Below are 14,867 nucleotides of genomic sequence, written 5' to 3' on the forward strand. Positions count from 1 at the left end.
GAAGGTCACGTCGACCGCGACCGGAATGATGGGCTCCGTCGCCACGGCCAGGGGCCGCGGCCTAATTGTCGAGGAAGCTGCGGAGCTTCCGGCTGCGGCTCGGATGCTTCAGCTTGCGCAGCGCCTTGGCCTCGATCTGGCGGATGCGCTCGCGCGTCACGTTGAACTGCTGGCCGACCTCCTCCAAGGTGTGATCGGTGTTCATGCCGATGCCAAAGCGCATGCGCAGCACGCGCTCCTCGCGCGGCGTGAGGGAGGAGAGCACCCGCGTCGTCGCCTCGCGCAGGTTCGACTGGATGGCGGCGTCGAGCGGGATGATCGCGGCCTTGTCCTCGATGAAGTCGCCGAGATGGCTGTCCTCCTCGTCGCCGATCGGCGTCTCGAGGCTGATCGGCTCCTTGGCGATCTTGAGGACCTTGCGCACCTTCTCGAGCGGCATGCCGAGCTTCTCGGCCAGTTCCTCCGGCGTCGGCTCGCGGCCGATCTCGTGCAGCATCTGCCGCGAGGTCCGCACCAGCTTGTTGATCGTCTCGATCATATGGACCGGGATGCGGATGGTGCGCGCCTGGTCGGCGATGGAGCGGGTGATCGCCTGCCGGATCCACCAGGTGGCGTAGGTGCTGAACTTGTAGCCGCGGCGATACTCGAACTTGTCCACCGCCTTCATCAGACCGATATTGCCCTCCTGGATCAGGTCCAGGAATTGCAGGCCGCGATTGGTGTATTTCTTGGCGATCGAGATCACCAGGCGCAGGTTCGCCTCGATCATCTCCTTCTTCGCCTGGGTCATGTCGCGCTCGCCGCGCGAGACGGTGGCATAGACCCGGCGGAACTCGCCGATCGGCAGGTTGGTGTCGTTGGCGATGATCGACATCTGCGCCCGCACGGATTCCACATCCTCCTGCGAGCGGAGGATGAAATTGGCCCAGGCCTTGCCCTTCAGCCGCGCCAGCCGCTCGAACCAGCCGGGATCGAGCTCGTTGCCGCGCCACTGCTCGAGGAATTCCTCGCGCTTGACCTTGCTGGCCTCGGCCATGCGGAGCACCTGGCCCTCGAGCGCGGTCAGCTTGCGGTTGATGTGCTTAAGCTGCTCGACCAGTTCCTCGATACGGTTGTTGTGCAGCTGCACCTTCTGCACCAGCGCGACCAGCTCCGCCCGCGCCTTCTCGTAGGTCTTCTCCGACTTGCCAACGAGGTCCTCGCCGGCAGTATAGGCCTCCATCCGCTTGTGCTGCAGCTTCTGCAGCTTGGAATAGGCGGCCTCGATCGCCTCGAAGGCGGCCAGCGCCTCGGGCTTCAGCTTCTCCTCGAGCGCCGAGAGAGAAAGGCCGAGGCCCTCGCCCTCCTCGCCCTCCTCGAACTCCTCCGCCTGCTCGGTCGGGCCGCCATCCGGCGTGTCGGCGGCGTTGGTCGCCTCGAGGTCGATGACGTCGCGCAGCAGCATGCGGCCTTCCTTGACCGCCTCGTGCCAGGCGATGATCGCCTTGAAGGTCTGCGGGCTCTCGCACAGCCCGCCGATCATCATGTCGCGGCCGGCCTCGATGCGCTTGGCGATGGCGATCTCGCCCTCGCGCGAGAGCAGCTCGACCGAGCCCATCTCGCGCAGGTACATGCGGACCGGGTCATCGGTGCGGCCGATGCTCTCCTCGTCCACATTGCCGCCGGACTCCTCGTCCTCCTCCTTGTCGCGGTCCTCGGCGGCGGGCTTGGCGGCCGGGGCCTCGCCATCCTCGTTCTCCTCGGCATCGACGACGTTGATGCCGAGGTCGCTCAGGGTCGCGAGATGGTCCTCGATCGTCTCGGAGGAGACCTGGTCCGAGGGCAGCGCGGCGTTCAGCTCGTCCACCGTGACGTAGCCGCGTTCCTTGCCGCGAGCGATCAGCTTCTTGACCGCGGCCGACTGGATATCGATCAGTACGCCTTCCACCGCCTCGTCACGGCTCTCGACCATCTCGGTGCCGCTCGCGACCTTGCTCGCCATACTGTCCGCTCCATCGACGCGACGGGTCTCCCGGCGCCCCGGGACCCCCGTGCTTGCCCTCTACCCTATGGTGTCGTCCCGTGCTGCCTCGGAGCCCATCGGGACGCCCGCCGGCGCCCCACCCAGGGACGAATCCTCGGCCGCCGCGTCGCTCTCGCCCCCCCGCAGGGCGGCGAGCGCTTCCGACAGCCGGATCAGGCGCTGCTGCGCAGCCGGATCGTTGCGCTCCACCAGGAGCCGTTGCGCCTCGGTCCGGTCCTCGATCAGTTCCGCCTCGCCTCGCAGCAGGCCGAAGAAATGCCACCAGCCGTCCAGCGCCTCTTTCGGCTGGGCCGTGGGGTGCGCCGCGGCGCAGAGCCCGGAGGCCCGAATGGCCCAGGCGTGGGCATCCTCCATGTCGTTCTGGGCGAGGTGGCCTGCCAGGGCTTCCGAGTCAAGGAGTTCCGCCTCCTGCAGCCAGCCCAGCATGGCCTGGCGCAAGGCCTCGCAGGGACCCGCCGGCAGGTCGAGCGCCATGAGGGATTCCTCGACCTCCGGCAGCAGGGCGGGATGGCGCAGCAGGATGGCGAGCAGGTTGCGGGCCCGCTCCAGCCGGATGCCGGCCGGATCGATCGGCCGGCGCTGCAGCCCGGGCGGCGGCGCCATCGCATTGCCGCGGCGGTCCGCCGGGGACCGGCGCGCGCCGCCCGAGACCGGGCGGCGTTGCTCCTCGAAGAAGCGGTCGAGCAGGACGCGGCGATACTCGCCCGACAGCACCCGGTCCGGGATCAGCCGGGCCGCCGCCTCGAGCTGCCCCCGCAACGCGGCGCGCTGCTCGGGCGTCGCGCGCGGCCGGCCGCCGGAGAGCAGGTCGTAGAGCGCGACCGAGAGCGGCTTCGCGGCCTCGAGCACCGCCTCGAAGGCCCGCGGCCCCTCCTTCCGCAGCAGCGTGTCGGGATCCTCGCCGCCGCTGAGGGTCGCCAGCTTCAGGCTGCGATCCGGGGCGAGCAACGGCAGCGCCACCTCGGCCGCCCGGGCGGCGGCGCGGGCGCCGGCGGCATCGCCGTCGAAGCAGAGCACCGGCTCGGGCGTGAGCTGCCAGAGCAGGCCGAGCTGCTCCGCCGTCAGGGCGGTCCCCAGCGGCGCCACGGCGCCGCCGAAGCCTGCCTGGTGCAGGGCGATGACATCCATATAGCCCTCCACCACCAGCACGGTCGCGCCGCGGAAGGCCGCCTCCCGCGCCAAGTCCAGCCCGTAGAGGCCCCGGCGTTTCTGGAAGAGCTCGGTTTCCGGTCCATTGACGTATTTCGGCTGGCCGTCGCCGAGGATACGCCCGCCAAAGGAAATAATGCGGCCGCGCCGGTCACGGATCGGGAACATCACCCGGCCGAAGAACATGTCGACCAGGCCGGCCTCGGGCCGCTCCGGGTCGCACGGCTTCATCAGCCCGGCGGCGACGAGCTGCGCCGGCTCGATCCCCTCGGGCTTCAGCTCGGCGGCCAGCGCCCCCCGCCCCTCGCCCGACCAGCCGAGGCCGAAGCGGGCGATGGTCGCCTCGGTGAGGCCGCGGCGGAGCAGGTAGTCGCGCGCCGCCCGCCCGTCCGGCTGGGCGAGGCGGCGCTGATAGGCGGCGGCGGCGGCGGCCAGCACCTCGTGCAGGTCGCGCGCCCGCCGCTCCCGCGCCGCCGCCTGGGGCGTCGGCTTCGGCACCTGCATCCCCGCCTCGGCGGCGAGCCGCTCCACCGCCTCGGGGAAGCTCGCCCCCTCGGCGCGCATCAGAAAGGTGATGGCATCCCCATGCGCGCCGCAGCCGAAGCAGTGGAAATGGTCGTCATAGACGTAGAAGGAGGGCGATTTCTCATTGTGGAAGGGGCAGCAGCCCTTCCACTGCCGGCCGTTGCGGACCAGCCGCGCCTTGCGGCCGATCAGCCCGTGCAACGGGGTCCGGGCGCGCAGCTCATCGAGGAAGGCGGGCGGGAGGGCCATCGCTGCGGAACAGTGTAGCGGCGGCGCGAGCCCGGCGCATCAGCCGCCGAGCGCCGCCTTCACCAGCGGGCCGGCCTTGCCGAGATCCATGCTGGCGGCGTGCTTCGCGCGCAACACCGCCATCACCTTGCCCATCTCCTTCACGCCGGTCGCGCCGGTCTCGGAGATGGCGGCCTCGATGGCGGCGCGGGTCGCGGCCTCGTCCATCTGCTGCGGCAGGAAGCTCTCGATGACGGCGATCTCCGCCTCCTCCTTGGCGGCGAGCTCCTCGCGGCCGCCCTGGCGGTAGAGCTCGACGCTCTCCCGGCGAGACTTGGCCATGCCTCGCAGCATGGCGACGATCTGCTCCTCCGGCACCTGGTCGACGCCCAGGGGCCGGGCGGCGATGTCGGTATCCTTGAGCCTGGCGAGGATCATGCGCAGCGTCGAGGTCCGCGCCGCATCCTTGGCCAGCATGGCGGATTTGAGCGCCGCGGTGAAACGGCTGCGAAGGTCCTCGGCCATGGCGATCCTCACGGAATGGGGGTGATCGCCCGGCTGTAGCATGCCGGGCAGTGGCTCGGGAGGCTCGCCTACGGGAATCGTTTTCCCAATTTCCGTCGGCGCCATTGATCTGGGAAATACTTTCCCACATACCTGCATCATGCGGACGGTCGAAGATATCATCGCTCTCCTCGGCGGCCCGGACGCCGCCGCGCAGCGTTGCGGCATCGGAACCGAGGCGGTGCGCAAATGGCGCCAAGCCCGAGCTATCCCGCCCCGCCACTGGCCGGCCATCCTGGCCGCCACCGGCCTGTCCCTGTCCGAGCTTCCTGGCGCGCCGCCCCCTGGCGTCCCGGAAGCCGGCCCTGCTTCCCGTGCGGAGACCCCCATGCCCCAGACCGAGACCGCCCCCGACGCCATTCCAGAAGGCGCGACGGCCTGCCTCGTCCTCGGCGACGGCAGCGTCTTCTGGGGCCGCGGCTTCGGCGCCCATACCCGGCCCGGCCAGCCGCCGGTCGCCGAGGTCTGCTTCAACACCGGCATGACCGGCTATCAGGAGACCCTGACCGACCCCTCCTATGCCGGCCAGATCATCACCTTCACCTTCCCGCATATCGGCAATGTCGGCACGAATGCCGAAGACCTGGAGGCAGCGACGCCGGTCGCCCGCGGCCTCGTCGTCAAGCAGGACGTGACAGAGCCGGCGAATTACCGCTCCACCCGCCACCTCGATCTCTGGCTCAAGAGCCACGACGTGCCCGGCATCGCCGGCCTCGACACGCGGGCGCTGACCATCCGCATCCGCGACGGCGGCGCACCGAACGGCGTGCTCTGCCATCCGGCCGATGGCCGCTTCGACATCCCGGCGCTGCGCGCCCAGGCCGCCGCCTGGCCCGGGCTCGAGGGCATGGACCTGGCGAAGGAGGTCTCCTGCCGCCAGCCCTATCACTGGGACGAGACGGAATGGGCCTGGCCCGCCGGCTTTGGCCGGCAGACGGCACCGCGGCACAAGGTGGTCGCGGTGGATTACGGCGCCAAGCGCAACATCCTTCGCTGCCTCGCCTCCGCCGGTCTCGAGGTAACGGTGGTGCCGGCGACCGCGACGGCGGAGGAGATCCTGCGCCACGGGCCGGACGGCGTCTTCCTCTCCAACGGCCCCGGCGACCCGGCGGCGACCGGCGACTACGCCGTGCCGGCGATCCGCGGCGTGCTGGAGCGCAAGGTGCCGGTCTTCGGCATCTGCCTCGGCCATCAGCTCCTCGGCCTCGCCCTCGGCGGCCGGACCTACAAGCTCGAGCGCGGCCATCGCGGCGCCAACCAGCCGGTGAAGGACCTCACCACCGGCAAGGTCGAGATCACCAGCCAGAATCACGGCTTCGCCATCGACCCGAAGAGCCTGCCCTCGAGCGTGCGGGTGACGCATGTTTCGCTCTTCGACGGCTCGAACGAGGGCCTCGCCGCGACCGACCGGCCGGCCTTCTCGGTGCAGTACCATCCCGAGGCCTCGCCCGGGCCGAGCGACAGCCACTACCTGTTCCACCGCTTCGTCGACATGATCGAGAAGCACAAGGGAGGATAAGGCATGTTCGAGCTGAAGGGTCGCGTCGGACTCGTCACCGGCGGCAATGGCGGCATCGGCCTCGGCCTCGCCCGCGGCCTGGCCAAGGCCGGCGCGGCGGTGATGGTGGCCGGGCGGAACGAGGCGAAGAATGCCGAGGCCGTGGCGGCGCTCCGCGCGCTCGGCGCCGAGGCCGATGCGGTGGTCGCCGACGTCACCGAGGAGGCGAGCGTGAACGCCATGGTGGCCCGCTGCGTCGAGCGCTTCGGCCGGCTCGACATCCTGGTGAACAATGCCGGCATCAACATCCGCAACCGGCCGGAGGTCTATGAGCTCGCCGACTGGCACAAGGTGATCGCCACCAACCTGACCAGCGCCATGCTGGCGAGCCGGGCGGCGCATCCGCACCTGAAGGCGGGAGGCCATGGGCGCGTCATCAACAACGGCTCCATGCTCTCGATCTTCGGCCTGCCCTTCCATGCCGCCTACGGCGCGAGCAAGGGCGGCGTGGTGCAGATGACCCGCTCCATGGCGGTGGCCTGGGGGCCGGACGGCATCACGGTGAACTGCCTGCTGCCGGGCTGGATCGACACCGACCTCACCCGCAAGGCGCGGTCAGACATGCCGACGCTGAACGACAACGTCCTCGCCCGCACGCCGCGCGGCCGCTGGGGCGACCCGAAGGATTTCGAGGGCATCGCCGCCTTCCTCGCCAGCGACGCGGCCGGCTTCATCACCGGCACCGCCATCCCGGTGGATGGCGGCTTCTCGGTCAACGGCTGAGCCGTGCCGAGCCCCGAGGCCCTGCTGGTCTTCGCCGCCCTGTCGCTCGGCCTCGCGCTGACGCCGGGGCCGAACATGCTCTATCTCGTCTCCCGCTCGCTCGCGCAGGGGACCGGGGCGGGCATGGTCTCGCTGCTCGGCTGCCAGGCGGGCTCGCTCGTCATCATGCTCTGCGCCGCGGCCGGCATCACCGCGGCGCTGCTCGCCATCCCCTATGCCTGGGACGTGCTGCGCCTCGGCGGCGCGGCCTATCTGCTCTGGCTCGCCTGGCAGAGCCTGCGGCCGGGCGGCCAGCCGCTCTTCGCGCCCTGCCCCCTGCCGCGCGAGCCGGCGGCGCGGCTGTTCGGCATCGGCGCCGCGACAGCGGCGCTCAACCCGAAGGTGGCGCTGTTCTACATGGCGGTGCTGCCGCCCTTCATCGACACGGCGCGCGGCCATGTGCTGCTGCAGGGCGCGGTGCTCGGCAGCGTGCAGATCGCCGTCTGCACGCTCTTCGATGCGCTGCTCGTCCTCGGCGCGGCCGGCACCGCCCGCCTGCTCGGCGCGCATCCGCGCTGGATGGCGGCGCAGCGCTGGTTGCTCGGCGGCGCGCTCGGCCTGCTGGCGGTGAAGCTGGCGACGACGGAGCGGGCGCCGTGACGCTCGTCTTCATCGCGCTGCTCGCCCTGTCCTGGACCGGCCTATCGCTTGCCGTGCTGGCGATGCTGATGAAGCGGCTCGGCCCGCCGCGACAGGCGGCCTGGCGCGCCTTCGGCCTCAGCCTCGCCGTCAACACGATGGGCGCCGCCTATGCGACGCCGGGCGAGCCGCTCTCGGCCGTGATCCTCATCCTGCTCTGCCACGCCCTGCTGCTGCCGCCGCTGCTGCTCGCGGCCCGGCGGGAGGGCCAGCGGGAGGGCCAGCGGCCATGACGCGCCGCCCGCCGCCAGCCACACCCTGATCGCCCCGACGACCGGAACGCCCCCATGCCGAAGCGCACCGACATCTCCTCCATCCTCATCATCGGCGCCGGCCCGATCGTCATCGGCCAGGCCTGCGAGTTCGACTATTCCGGCGCCCAGGCCTGCAAGGCACTGCGCGCCGAGGGCTACCGGGTGATCCTGGTGAACTCCAACCCGGCCACGATCATGACCGATCCGGGCCTGGCGGACGCCACCTATATCGAGCCGATCACGGTCGAGATGGTCGAGAAGATCATCGCCAAGGAGCGGCCCGACGCGCTGCTGCCGACCATGGGCGGGCAGACGGCGCTGAACACGGCGCTGAAGCTCGCCGAGGCGGGGGTGCTGGAGAAGTATGGCTGCGAGCTGATCGGCGCCCGCGCGGAGGTCATCGACAAGGCCGAGGACCGGCTGAAATTCCGCGACGCCATGACCAAGATCGGCATCGAGAGCCCGCGCTCGGCGATCGCTCACAGCATGGAGGAGGCGCGGGCCGGGCTCGATCTGGTGAAGCTGCCCTGCGTCATCCGCCCCTCCTTCACCCTCGGCGGCACGGGCGGCGGCATCGCCTACAACCGCGAGGAGTTCGAGCAGATCGTCTCCGCCGGCCTCTCCGCCTCGATGACCAGCGAGGTGCTGATCGAGGAGAGCGTGCTGGGCTGGAAGGAGTACGAGATGGAGGTGGTCCGCGACAGCGCGGACAACTGCATCATCATCTGCTCGATCGAGAATCTCGACGCCATGGGCGTCCATACCGGCGATTCCGTCACCATCGCCCCGGCGCTGACGCTGACCGACCGGGAATACCAGCGCATGCGCGACGCCTCCATCGCCTGCCTGCGGGAGATCGGCGTCGATACCGGCGGCTCCAACGTCCAGTTCGGCATCAACCCGGCCGATGGGCGCATGGTGATCATCGAGATGAACCCGCGCGTCTCGCGCAGCTCGGCGCTCGCCTCCAAGGCGACCGGCTTCCCGATCGCCAAGGTCGCGGCCAAGCTCGCGGTCGGCTACACGCTGGACGAGCTGGCGAACGACATCACCCGCGTCACCCCGGCGAGCTTCGAGCCGACCATCGACTATGTGGTGGTGAAGATTCCCCGCTTCACCTTCGAAAAATTCCCTGGCACCCCGCCGGTGCTGACCACCAGCATGAAATCGGTCGGCGAGGCGATGGCGATCGGCCGCAGCTTCGCGGAAGCCCTGCAGAAGGGGTTGCGCAGCCTGGAGACCGGCCTCTCCGGCCTCGACGAGGTGGCGGCGCCCGGCGACGGCTCCGCCCAGGCCTTCCACGCGGCATTGGCCACGCCGAAGCCGGACCGGGTGCTGATGGCGGCGCAGGCGATGCGCGCAGGAGTGTCGCTCGAGGAAGTGCACGAGGCCAGCAAGTTCGATCCCTGGTTCCTGCGCGAGATCGAGAAGATCGTCGCGGCGGAGCGCGAGGTCGCCGCCGGCGGGCTGCCGCGGACGGCCGCCGCGCTGCGCCGCCTGAAGGCGTTCGGCTTCTCCGACCGCCGCCTCGCCCAGCTCACCGGCCAGGCCGAGGCCGCAGTGGAGGCTGCCCGCCTCGCCCTCGGCGTCACCCCGGTCTACAAGCGCATCGACACCTGCGCCGCGGAATTCGTCTCCGAGACGCCCTACATGTACTCGACCTATGAGGGCGGCTTCGGCACGCCGGTCTGCGAATCCCGTCCGACCGAGCGGCAGAAGATCGTCATCCTCGGCGGCGGGCCCAACCGCATCGGCCAGGGCATCGAGTTCGACTATTGCTGCGTCCATGCCTGCTACGCGCTGAAGGATGCGGGCTTCGAGACCATCATGGTCAACTGCAACCCCGAGACGGTCTCGACCGATTACGACACCTCCGACCGCCTGTATTTCGAGCCGCTGACCGGCGAGGACGTCACCGCCCTGATCCGGCGCGAGCAGGAGAAGGGCACGCTGCTCGGCTGCATCGTGCAGTATGGCGGCCAGACGCCGCTGAAGCTCAGCCAGGCGCTGCACAAGGCCGGCATCCCCATCCTCGGCACCAGCGCCGAGGCGATCGACATCGCCGAGGACCGCGAGCGCTTCCAGCAGCTGCTGAAGGGCCTCGGCCTGAAGCAGCCGCGGAACGGCACGGTGCGCGACCTTGAGGAAGCGGTGCGGGAGGCCGAGCGCATCGGCTATCCCGTGGTGGTCCGCCCCTCCTACGTGCTCGGCGGCCGCGCCATGGAGATCGCCTACAACCGGGAGCAGCTGCTGCGCTTCGGCCAGGAGGCGGTGAAGGTCTCGGGCGAGAACCCGATCCTGATCGACCAGTACCTGCAGGACGCGATCGAGGTGGATGTGGATTGCATCGCCGATGCCGGCGGCACGGTCTACGTCGCCGGCGTCATGGAGCATATCGAGGAAGCCGGCATCCATTCCGGTGACAGCGCCTGCTCCCTGCCGCCCTATTCCCTGCCGCCCGCGGTGGTAACCGAGCTGCGCGCCGAGACCGAGGCGATGGCGCGGGCGCTGAAGGTCGTCGGGCTGATGAACGTGCAGTACGCGGTGAAGGACGGCGAGATCTACGTGCTCGAGGTCAATCCCCGCGCCTCGCGCACCGCGCCCTTCGTCGCCAAGGCGACGGGCGTGCCGGTGGCCAAGATCGGCGCCCAGGTGATGGCCGGGGCGAAGCTCGCCGAATTCGGTCTCGATGGCGAGGCCATCTACCGCCATGTCGCGGTGAAGGAGGCGGTGTTCCCCTTCAACCGCTTCCCCAATGTCGACGTCATCCTCGGGCCGGAAATGAAATCGACCGGCGAGGTGATGGGGCTCGACACCTCCTTCGAGCGGGCCTTCGCCAAGTCGCAGCTCGGCGCCGGGGTGAAGCTGCCGCTCACCGGCACCGCCTTCATCTCGGTGAAGGAGGGCGACAAGCCGGCCGCCGTGGTGCTGGCCCGGCGGCTGATCGACATGGGCTTCGGCATCGTCGCCACGCGCGGCACCGCCGCCCGCATCCGCGAGGCGGGGCTGGCCTGCGAGACGGTGAACAAGGTGCTGGAAGGCCGTCCGCATTGCGTGGACGCCATCAAGTCCGGCGATATCCAACTCGTCATCAACACGACCGGCGGCGGCCAGTCCATCGCCGACAGCTTCGACATCCGCCGCTCCGCCCTCACCCAGGGCGTGCCACACTACACGACGGCGGCCGGCGCCCGGGCGGCGGTGCATGCCATCGCGGCGCTGCGCGCCGGAACCCTTGATGTGGCGCCGCTACAGTCCTATTTTAACCGTTCGTTTTGAGCGGACGGCGCGATCGAGGCGCAGCCCGGCGGTTGTCAATTGCGGCGCGCCGCTTCGGCAACCCTGAGCGGGACGCGCGGAACTTCCCGCTGATTCGCTCGGTTTTCCGTCGTCGCCCGCCACACGGCCATTGTCTTGCGGCAGGGGCGGCGCGGCGGAGGATGAAGTGCGTGACCGCGGGCGAATGCCATGACCCTCGCCCGTCATTGCTCGTAAGGAAGGGCTTGCCGTGCAGAAGTTCCCCATGACCGCGGAAGGTCTGGCGAAGCTTGAGGAGGAACTGAAGCAGCTGAAGGGCGAGGAGCGCCCGGCGGTCATCCGCGCCATTGCCGAGGCGCGGGCGCATGGCGACCTCTCCGAGAATGCCGAGTACCACGCGGCGCGCGAGAAGCAGTCCTTCATCGAGGGCCGCATTGCCGAGCTGGAATCCATCATTCCGGCCGCGGAGGTGATCGACATCTCCAAGCTCTCCGGCGACCAGGTGAAATTCGGCGCCCGCGTCACCGTCGTCGACGAGGAGACGGAGGAGGAGAAGACCTACCGCATCGTCGGCCAGCACGAGGCGGACATGAAGGTGGGGTCGATCTCCATCTCCTCGCCGCTCGCCAAGGCGCTGATCGGCAAGAAGATCGGCGACAGCGTCGAGGTGCCCGCCCCGGGCGGCGCCCGCGCCTACGAGATCACGGCCGTCGCCTTCCGCTGAGGGCGCCGCGGCCGGCCCGACTGGCCGCGCCGGCCGCTCGGTGCCTGCCCGGAATGTGTTCCGACCTCGCAGCGACATGCATCGCCCGTCGCTATCGATAGGCTTATAGGACGGCGCCCGCCGCCGGCGGCCCAGCGAGAGACCTGCCGCGAAAGACCCCGACCTTGCCCCTGCGCGCCCTGGCCCTGGATGGCGGTGCCCCGCCGCTGCCCCTCCCCTCGCCCGCCGCCCCCATCACCCTCGCCGACATACGGGCTGCCGCCGCGCGCATCGCGGGCGCCATCCTGCGCACCCCGACCCTGCCCTCGCATGCGGTCTCCCGGGCGACCGGCGCGCAGGTCTTCCTGAAGCTCGACAACCTCCAGGCCACCGGCGCCTTCAAGGAGCGCGGCGCCGCCAACCGGATCGCCCTGCTCACGCCGCGCGAGCGAGCGGCCGGCGTCATCGCCATGTCGGCCGGGAACCATGCCCAGGCGGTCGCCCGCCATGCTTCCCTGGCCGGGATCGCGGCGACCATCGTCATGCCGCGCTTCACCCCCGCCACGAAGGTGGTCCGCACCGAGGGCTGGGGCGCCCGGGTCGTGCTGCATGGCGAGACGCTGGCCGAGGCGGCGGCGCATGCGCATGAGCTGGCGCTGCGCGACGGCCTCACCTTCATCCACCCCTATGACGATCCGGGCGTGATCGCCGGCCAGGGCACCATGGTGCTCGAGATGCTGGAGGACGCCCCGGCGCTCAATGCCGTGGTCTTCCCGGTCGGCGGCGGCGGGCTGCTGGCCGGCTGCGCCGCCGCGGCGCGCGAGCTGCGGCCCGGCCTGCCGGTTTATGGCGTCGAGGTGGCGGGCTATCCGGCCATGGCGCAACGCCTGGCCGGCAGCCCGGTCGCGGTGGGCGGCCCGACCATCGCCGAGGGCATCGCCGTCCGCGATGTCGGCGAGCTGCCGCTCGCCCTGCTGCGCGAGCTCGGCGTCGAGGTGCTGGTGGTGCCCGAGCGCGCGGTGGAGCAGGCGATCGCCCTGCTCGCTGAGGGCGCCAAGGTGGTGGCCGAGGGCGCCGGCGCCGCCGGCCTCGCCGCCATCCTCGCCCATCCCGGGCGCTTCGCCGGCAAGGCGGTGGGCACCACGGTCTGCGGCGGCAATATCGATGCCCGTATCCTGGCCAATGTCCTGCTGCGCAACCTGCTGCGCGACGGCCGGATCCTGCGGCTGCATCTCGACATCCCGGACCGGCCGGGCGTGCTGGCCGACATCGCCGCCCGGGTCGCCGCCGCCGGCGGCAACGTGATCGAGGTGAGCCACCAGCGGCTCTTCGCCGCGCCCAGCGTGCAGAGCGCCGAGCTGGAGCTGATGGTCGAGGTGCGCGACACGGCGCAGGGCAACGCCATCGTGGCAGCGCTCGAGGCCGGCTGCTACGTGGTCCGCCGGGGCTGCAGCGCGCCGGCGCCGGGCTGATCTTCGCCCGCAGTCGCCGGGCGCAAACCTCCGACTCGCTTGGCTGCGCGACATATGGCGCGGGCCCCAACCGGGGCCTCGGACCGGTCAGGGGACCGGTCCGTTGATATGAGGCCGATCGTCAGCGCTCAGCCGGCGATCGGCACCCCGGCCTCGTCCTTCGAGGTGCGAATGGTCTGCAGGGTCTGCACCCGCGCCACCTCCTCCGCCCCCGTCAGCCGCGCCGTCAGCGCATTCTCATGCGCGGTGTCGCGCGCGACGAGGCGCAGCAGGAAATCGCCGCCGCCACGGATCATGTGGCACTCGCGCACCTCGGGCCAGTGGCGCATGCGCGACTCGAAGGCGGTGAGCACCGCCTCCTTCTGGCTCTCCAGCCCGACCAGGGCGAAGAAGGTGATCTCGTAGCCGAGCGCCACGGGATCGAGATCGGCATGGTAGCCGCGGATGATCCGCTCCTCCTCCAGCCGCCGCACCCGGCGCAGGCAGGGCGGGGCGGAAAGCCCGACCCGGCGGGCGAGTTCCACATTGGTCATCCGGCCATCGGCCTGCAGCTCGGCCAGGATCTGGCGATCGACATCGTCGAGGGAAGGATCTGGAGCCGCACTACTCATGCTTTCATGATTCGTTGCCGTGAACTGGCTTCGGGCGCAATATCATTGCTCATTGCTTCTGCCGCAAGGCTTGCGCTTGTGGCCGCCCCGCCGATGCCAAATTATGGTCGTTTCGCGCCGACCGTCGGGAATCGCACCTTGCCCAAGACCTATCGCACGCGTCTCCTCATCCTCGGTGCCGGACCGGCCGGCTACACCGCCGCGATCTATGCCGCCCGCGCCGGGTTGAAGCCGATCCTCGTCGCCGGCATGCAGCCCGGCGGGCAGCTCACCATCACCACCGATGTCGAGAATTACCCGGGCTTCGCCGAGCCGATCCAGGGCCCCTGGCTGATGGAGCAGTTCAAGGCCCAGGCCGAGCATTGCGGGGCGGAGATCGTGCAGGACGTGATCACCCGCGTCACCCTCGGCGAGCGGCCGATCCGCGCCGAGGGCGATTCGGGCGACGCCTATCTGGCGCAGAGCCTGGTCATCGCCACCGGCGCCCAGGCCCGCTGGCTCGGCGTGCCGGGCGAGAAGGAGCTCGGTGGCTTCGGCGTCTCCGCCTGCGCCACCTGCGACGGCTTCTTCTTCCGCGGCAGGGAGGTCGCCGTCATCGGCGGCGGCAACACGGCGATGGAGGAGGCGCTCTACCTGTCGAACCTGGCGAAGTCCGTTACCCTCATCCACCGGCGCGATGCCTTCCGCGGCGAGCGCATCCTGCAGGAGCGCGTGCATGCCAAGCCGAACATCACGGTGGTCTGGGACACGGTGGTCGAGGCGATGCTGGCGAGCGAGGGGCGCTTCCCGGCGCTGCGCGCCCTCAGGACCCGCAACGTGAAGACCGGCGAGGTCACGGAGCGCGGCTTCGACGGCGTCTTCGTCGCCATCGGCCATGATCCGGCGACGGCGCTCTTCCGCGGCCAGATCGGGATGGATGCCGAGGGCTATATCGTGACCGAGCCCGACAGCACCCGCACCAGCCTGCCGGGCGTCTTCGCCGCCGGCGACGTGCAGGACCGCATCTACCGCCAGGCCGTCACCGCCGCCGGCACCGGCTGCATGGCGGCGCTCGAGGCGGAGAAATGGCTGGCGCACCTGCCCGAATCGGCGCCCGCCCTGGAAGCCTGGACCTGACACGC

General features: G+C 70.4%; 12 protein-coding genes. 8 read left to right on the forward strand and 4 right to left on the reverse strand.

Annotated elements, in window-relative coordinates; translation table 11 throughout:
- Window positions 1-61: 61 nt before the first annotated feature.
- Genes rpoD through HJG45_RS00810 form a run of 3 tightly spaced genes read right to left on the reverse strand, consistent with a single transcriptional unit; the run spans window position 62 to window position 4,450 of the window.
- Entirely contained in the window at window positions 62-1,981 is a 1,920-nt protein-coding gene (rpoD, locus tag HJG45_RS00800) for an RNA polymerase sigma factor RpoD (RefSeq protein WP_171610181.1), read from the reverse strand.
- A gap of 60 nt (window positions 1,982-2,041) precedes the next feature.
- Window positions 2,042-3,946, reverse strand: a complete 1,905-nt coding sequence (gene dnaG, locus HJG45_RS00805; protein WP_171610182.1) for a DNA primase — start codon at window positions 3,944-3,946, stop codon at window positions 2,042-2,044.
- A 39-nt stretch (window positions 3,947-3,985) separates the two neighbouring features.
- Complete coding sequence (locus tag HJG45_RS00810) at window positions 3,986-4,450, reverse strand: GatB/YqeY domain-containing protein (protein ID WP_171610183.1); 465 nt, start codon at window positions 4,448-4,450, stop codon at window positions 3,986-3,988.
- A 139-nt stretch (window positions 4,451-4,589) separates the two neighbouring features.
- Between HJG45_RS00810 and carA the strand changes: the two genes are divergently transcribed.
- From carA to HJG45_RS00845, 7 genes are all read left to right on the forward strand, one after another.
- Window positions 4,590-6,008 carry a glutamine-hydrolyzing carbamoyl-phosphate synthase small subunit gene (gene carA, locus HJG45_RS00815; RefSeq protein WP_174890343.1) on the forward strand — a complete coding sequence of 473 codons (1,419 nt, stop codon included), beginning with the start codon at window positions 4,590-4,592 and terminating at the stop codon, window positions 6,006-6,008.
- A gap of 3 nt (window positions 6,009-6,011) precedes the next feature.
- The gene (locus HJG45_RS00820) at window positions 6,012-6,770 is read left to right on the forward strand and encodes an SDR family NAD(P)-dependent oxidoreductase (protein WP_171610184.1); all 759 of its coding nucleotides are present in this window, start codon (window positions 6,012-6,014) and stop codon (window positions 6,768-6,770) included.
- Between the two features lie 3 nt (window positions 6,771-6,773).
- Window positions 6,774-7,409, forward strand: a complete 636-nt coding sequence (locus HJG45_RS00825; RefSeq protein WP_171610185.1) for a LysE family transporter — start codon at window positions 6,774-6,776, stop codon at window positions 7,407-7,409.
- Window positions 7,406-7,681, forward strand: a complete 276-nt coding sequence (locus tag HJG45_RS00830; protein ID WP_171610186.1) for a hypothetical protein — start codon at window positions 7,406-7,408, stop codon at window positions 7,679-7,681. The genes HJG45_RS00825 and HJG45_RS00830 overlap by 4 nt, the downstream gene beginning before the upstream one ends.
- A gap of 54 nt (window positions 7,682-7,735) precedes the next feature.
- The gene (gene carB, locus HJG45_RS00835) at window positions 7,736-10,981 is read left to right on the forward strand and encodes a carbamoyl-phosphate synthase large subunit (protein ID WP_171610187.1); all 3,246 of its coding nucleotides are present in this window, start codon (window positions 7,736-7,738) and stop codon (window positions 10,979-10,981) included.
- 229 nt (window positions 10,982-11,210) lie between these two features.
- Window positions 11,211-11,684, forward strand: coding sequence for a transcription elongation factor GreA (gene greA, locus HJG45_RS00840; protein WP_171610188.1), 474 nt, complete (start codon window positions 11,211-11,213; stop codon window positions 11,682-11,684).
- Window positions 11,685-11,917: 233 nt separating this feature from the next.
- Window positions 11,918-13,135, forward strand: a complete 1,218-nt coding sequence (locus HJG45_RS00845) for a threonine ammonia-lyase (protein WP_171610643.1) — start codon at window positions 11,918-11,920, stop codon at window positions 13,133-13,135.
- Between the two features lie 128 nt (window positions 13,136-13,263).
- Here HJG45_RS00845 and HJG45_RS00850 read toward each other — a convergent pair whose 3' ends face one another.
- A complete protein-coding gene (locus tag HJG45_RS00850; RefSeq protein ID WP_171610189.1) occupies window positions 13,264-13,746 on the reverse strand; it encodes an Lrp/AsnC family transcriptional regulator in 483 nt (160 codons plus the stop codon).
- 138 nt (window positions 13,747-13,884) lie between these two features.
- Between HJG45_RS00850 and trxB the strand changes: the two genes are divergently transcribed.
- Entirely contained in the window at window positions 13,885-14,862 is a 978-nt protein-coding gene (trxB, locus tag HJG45_RS00855) for a thioredoxin-disulfide reductase (protein WP_254452210.1), read from the forward strand.
- Window positions 14,863-14,867 lie beyond the last annotated feature (5 nt).

It is taken from the genome of Roseicella sp. DB1501, assembly GCF_013112485.1.
Classification (GTDB): Bacteria; Pseudomonadota; Alphaproteobacteria; order Acetobacterales; family Acetobacteraceae; genus Paracraurococcus.

Excerpts from the sequence above, each read along its gene's own strand:
- carA (WP_174890343.1), top strand. The coding sequence starts at position 4,590 with ATGCGGACGGTCGAAGATATCATCGCTCTCCTCGGCGGCCCGGACGCC.
- dnaG (WP_171610182.1), bottom strand. The coding sequence starts at position 3,946 with ATGGCCCTCCCGCCCGCCTTCCTCGATGAGCTGCGCGCCCGGACCCCG.
- rpoD (WP_171610181.1), bottom strand. The coding sequence starts at position 1,981 with ATGGCGAGCAAGGTCGCGAGCGGCACCGAGATGGTCGAGAGCCGTGAC.
- HJG45_RS00820 (WP_171610184.1), top strand. The coding sequence starts at position 6,012 with ATGTTCGAGCTGAAGGGTCGCGTCGGACTCGTCACCGGCGGCAATGGC.
- HJG45_RS00810 (WP_171610183.1), bottom strand. The coding sequence starts at position 4,450 with ATGGCCGAGGACCTTCGCAGCCGTTTCACCGCGGCGCTCAAATCCGCC.
- HJG45_RS00850 (WP_171610189.1), bottom strand. The coding sequence starts at position 13,746 with ATGAGTAGTGCGGCTCCAGATCCTTCCCTCGACGATGTCGATCGCCAG.
- carB (WP_171610187.1), top strand. The coding sequence starts at position 7,736 with ATGCCGAAGCGCACCGACATCTCCTCCATCCTCATCATCGGCGCCGGC.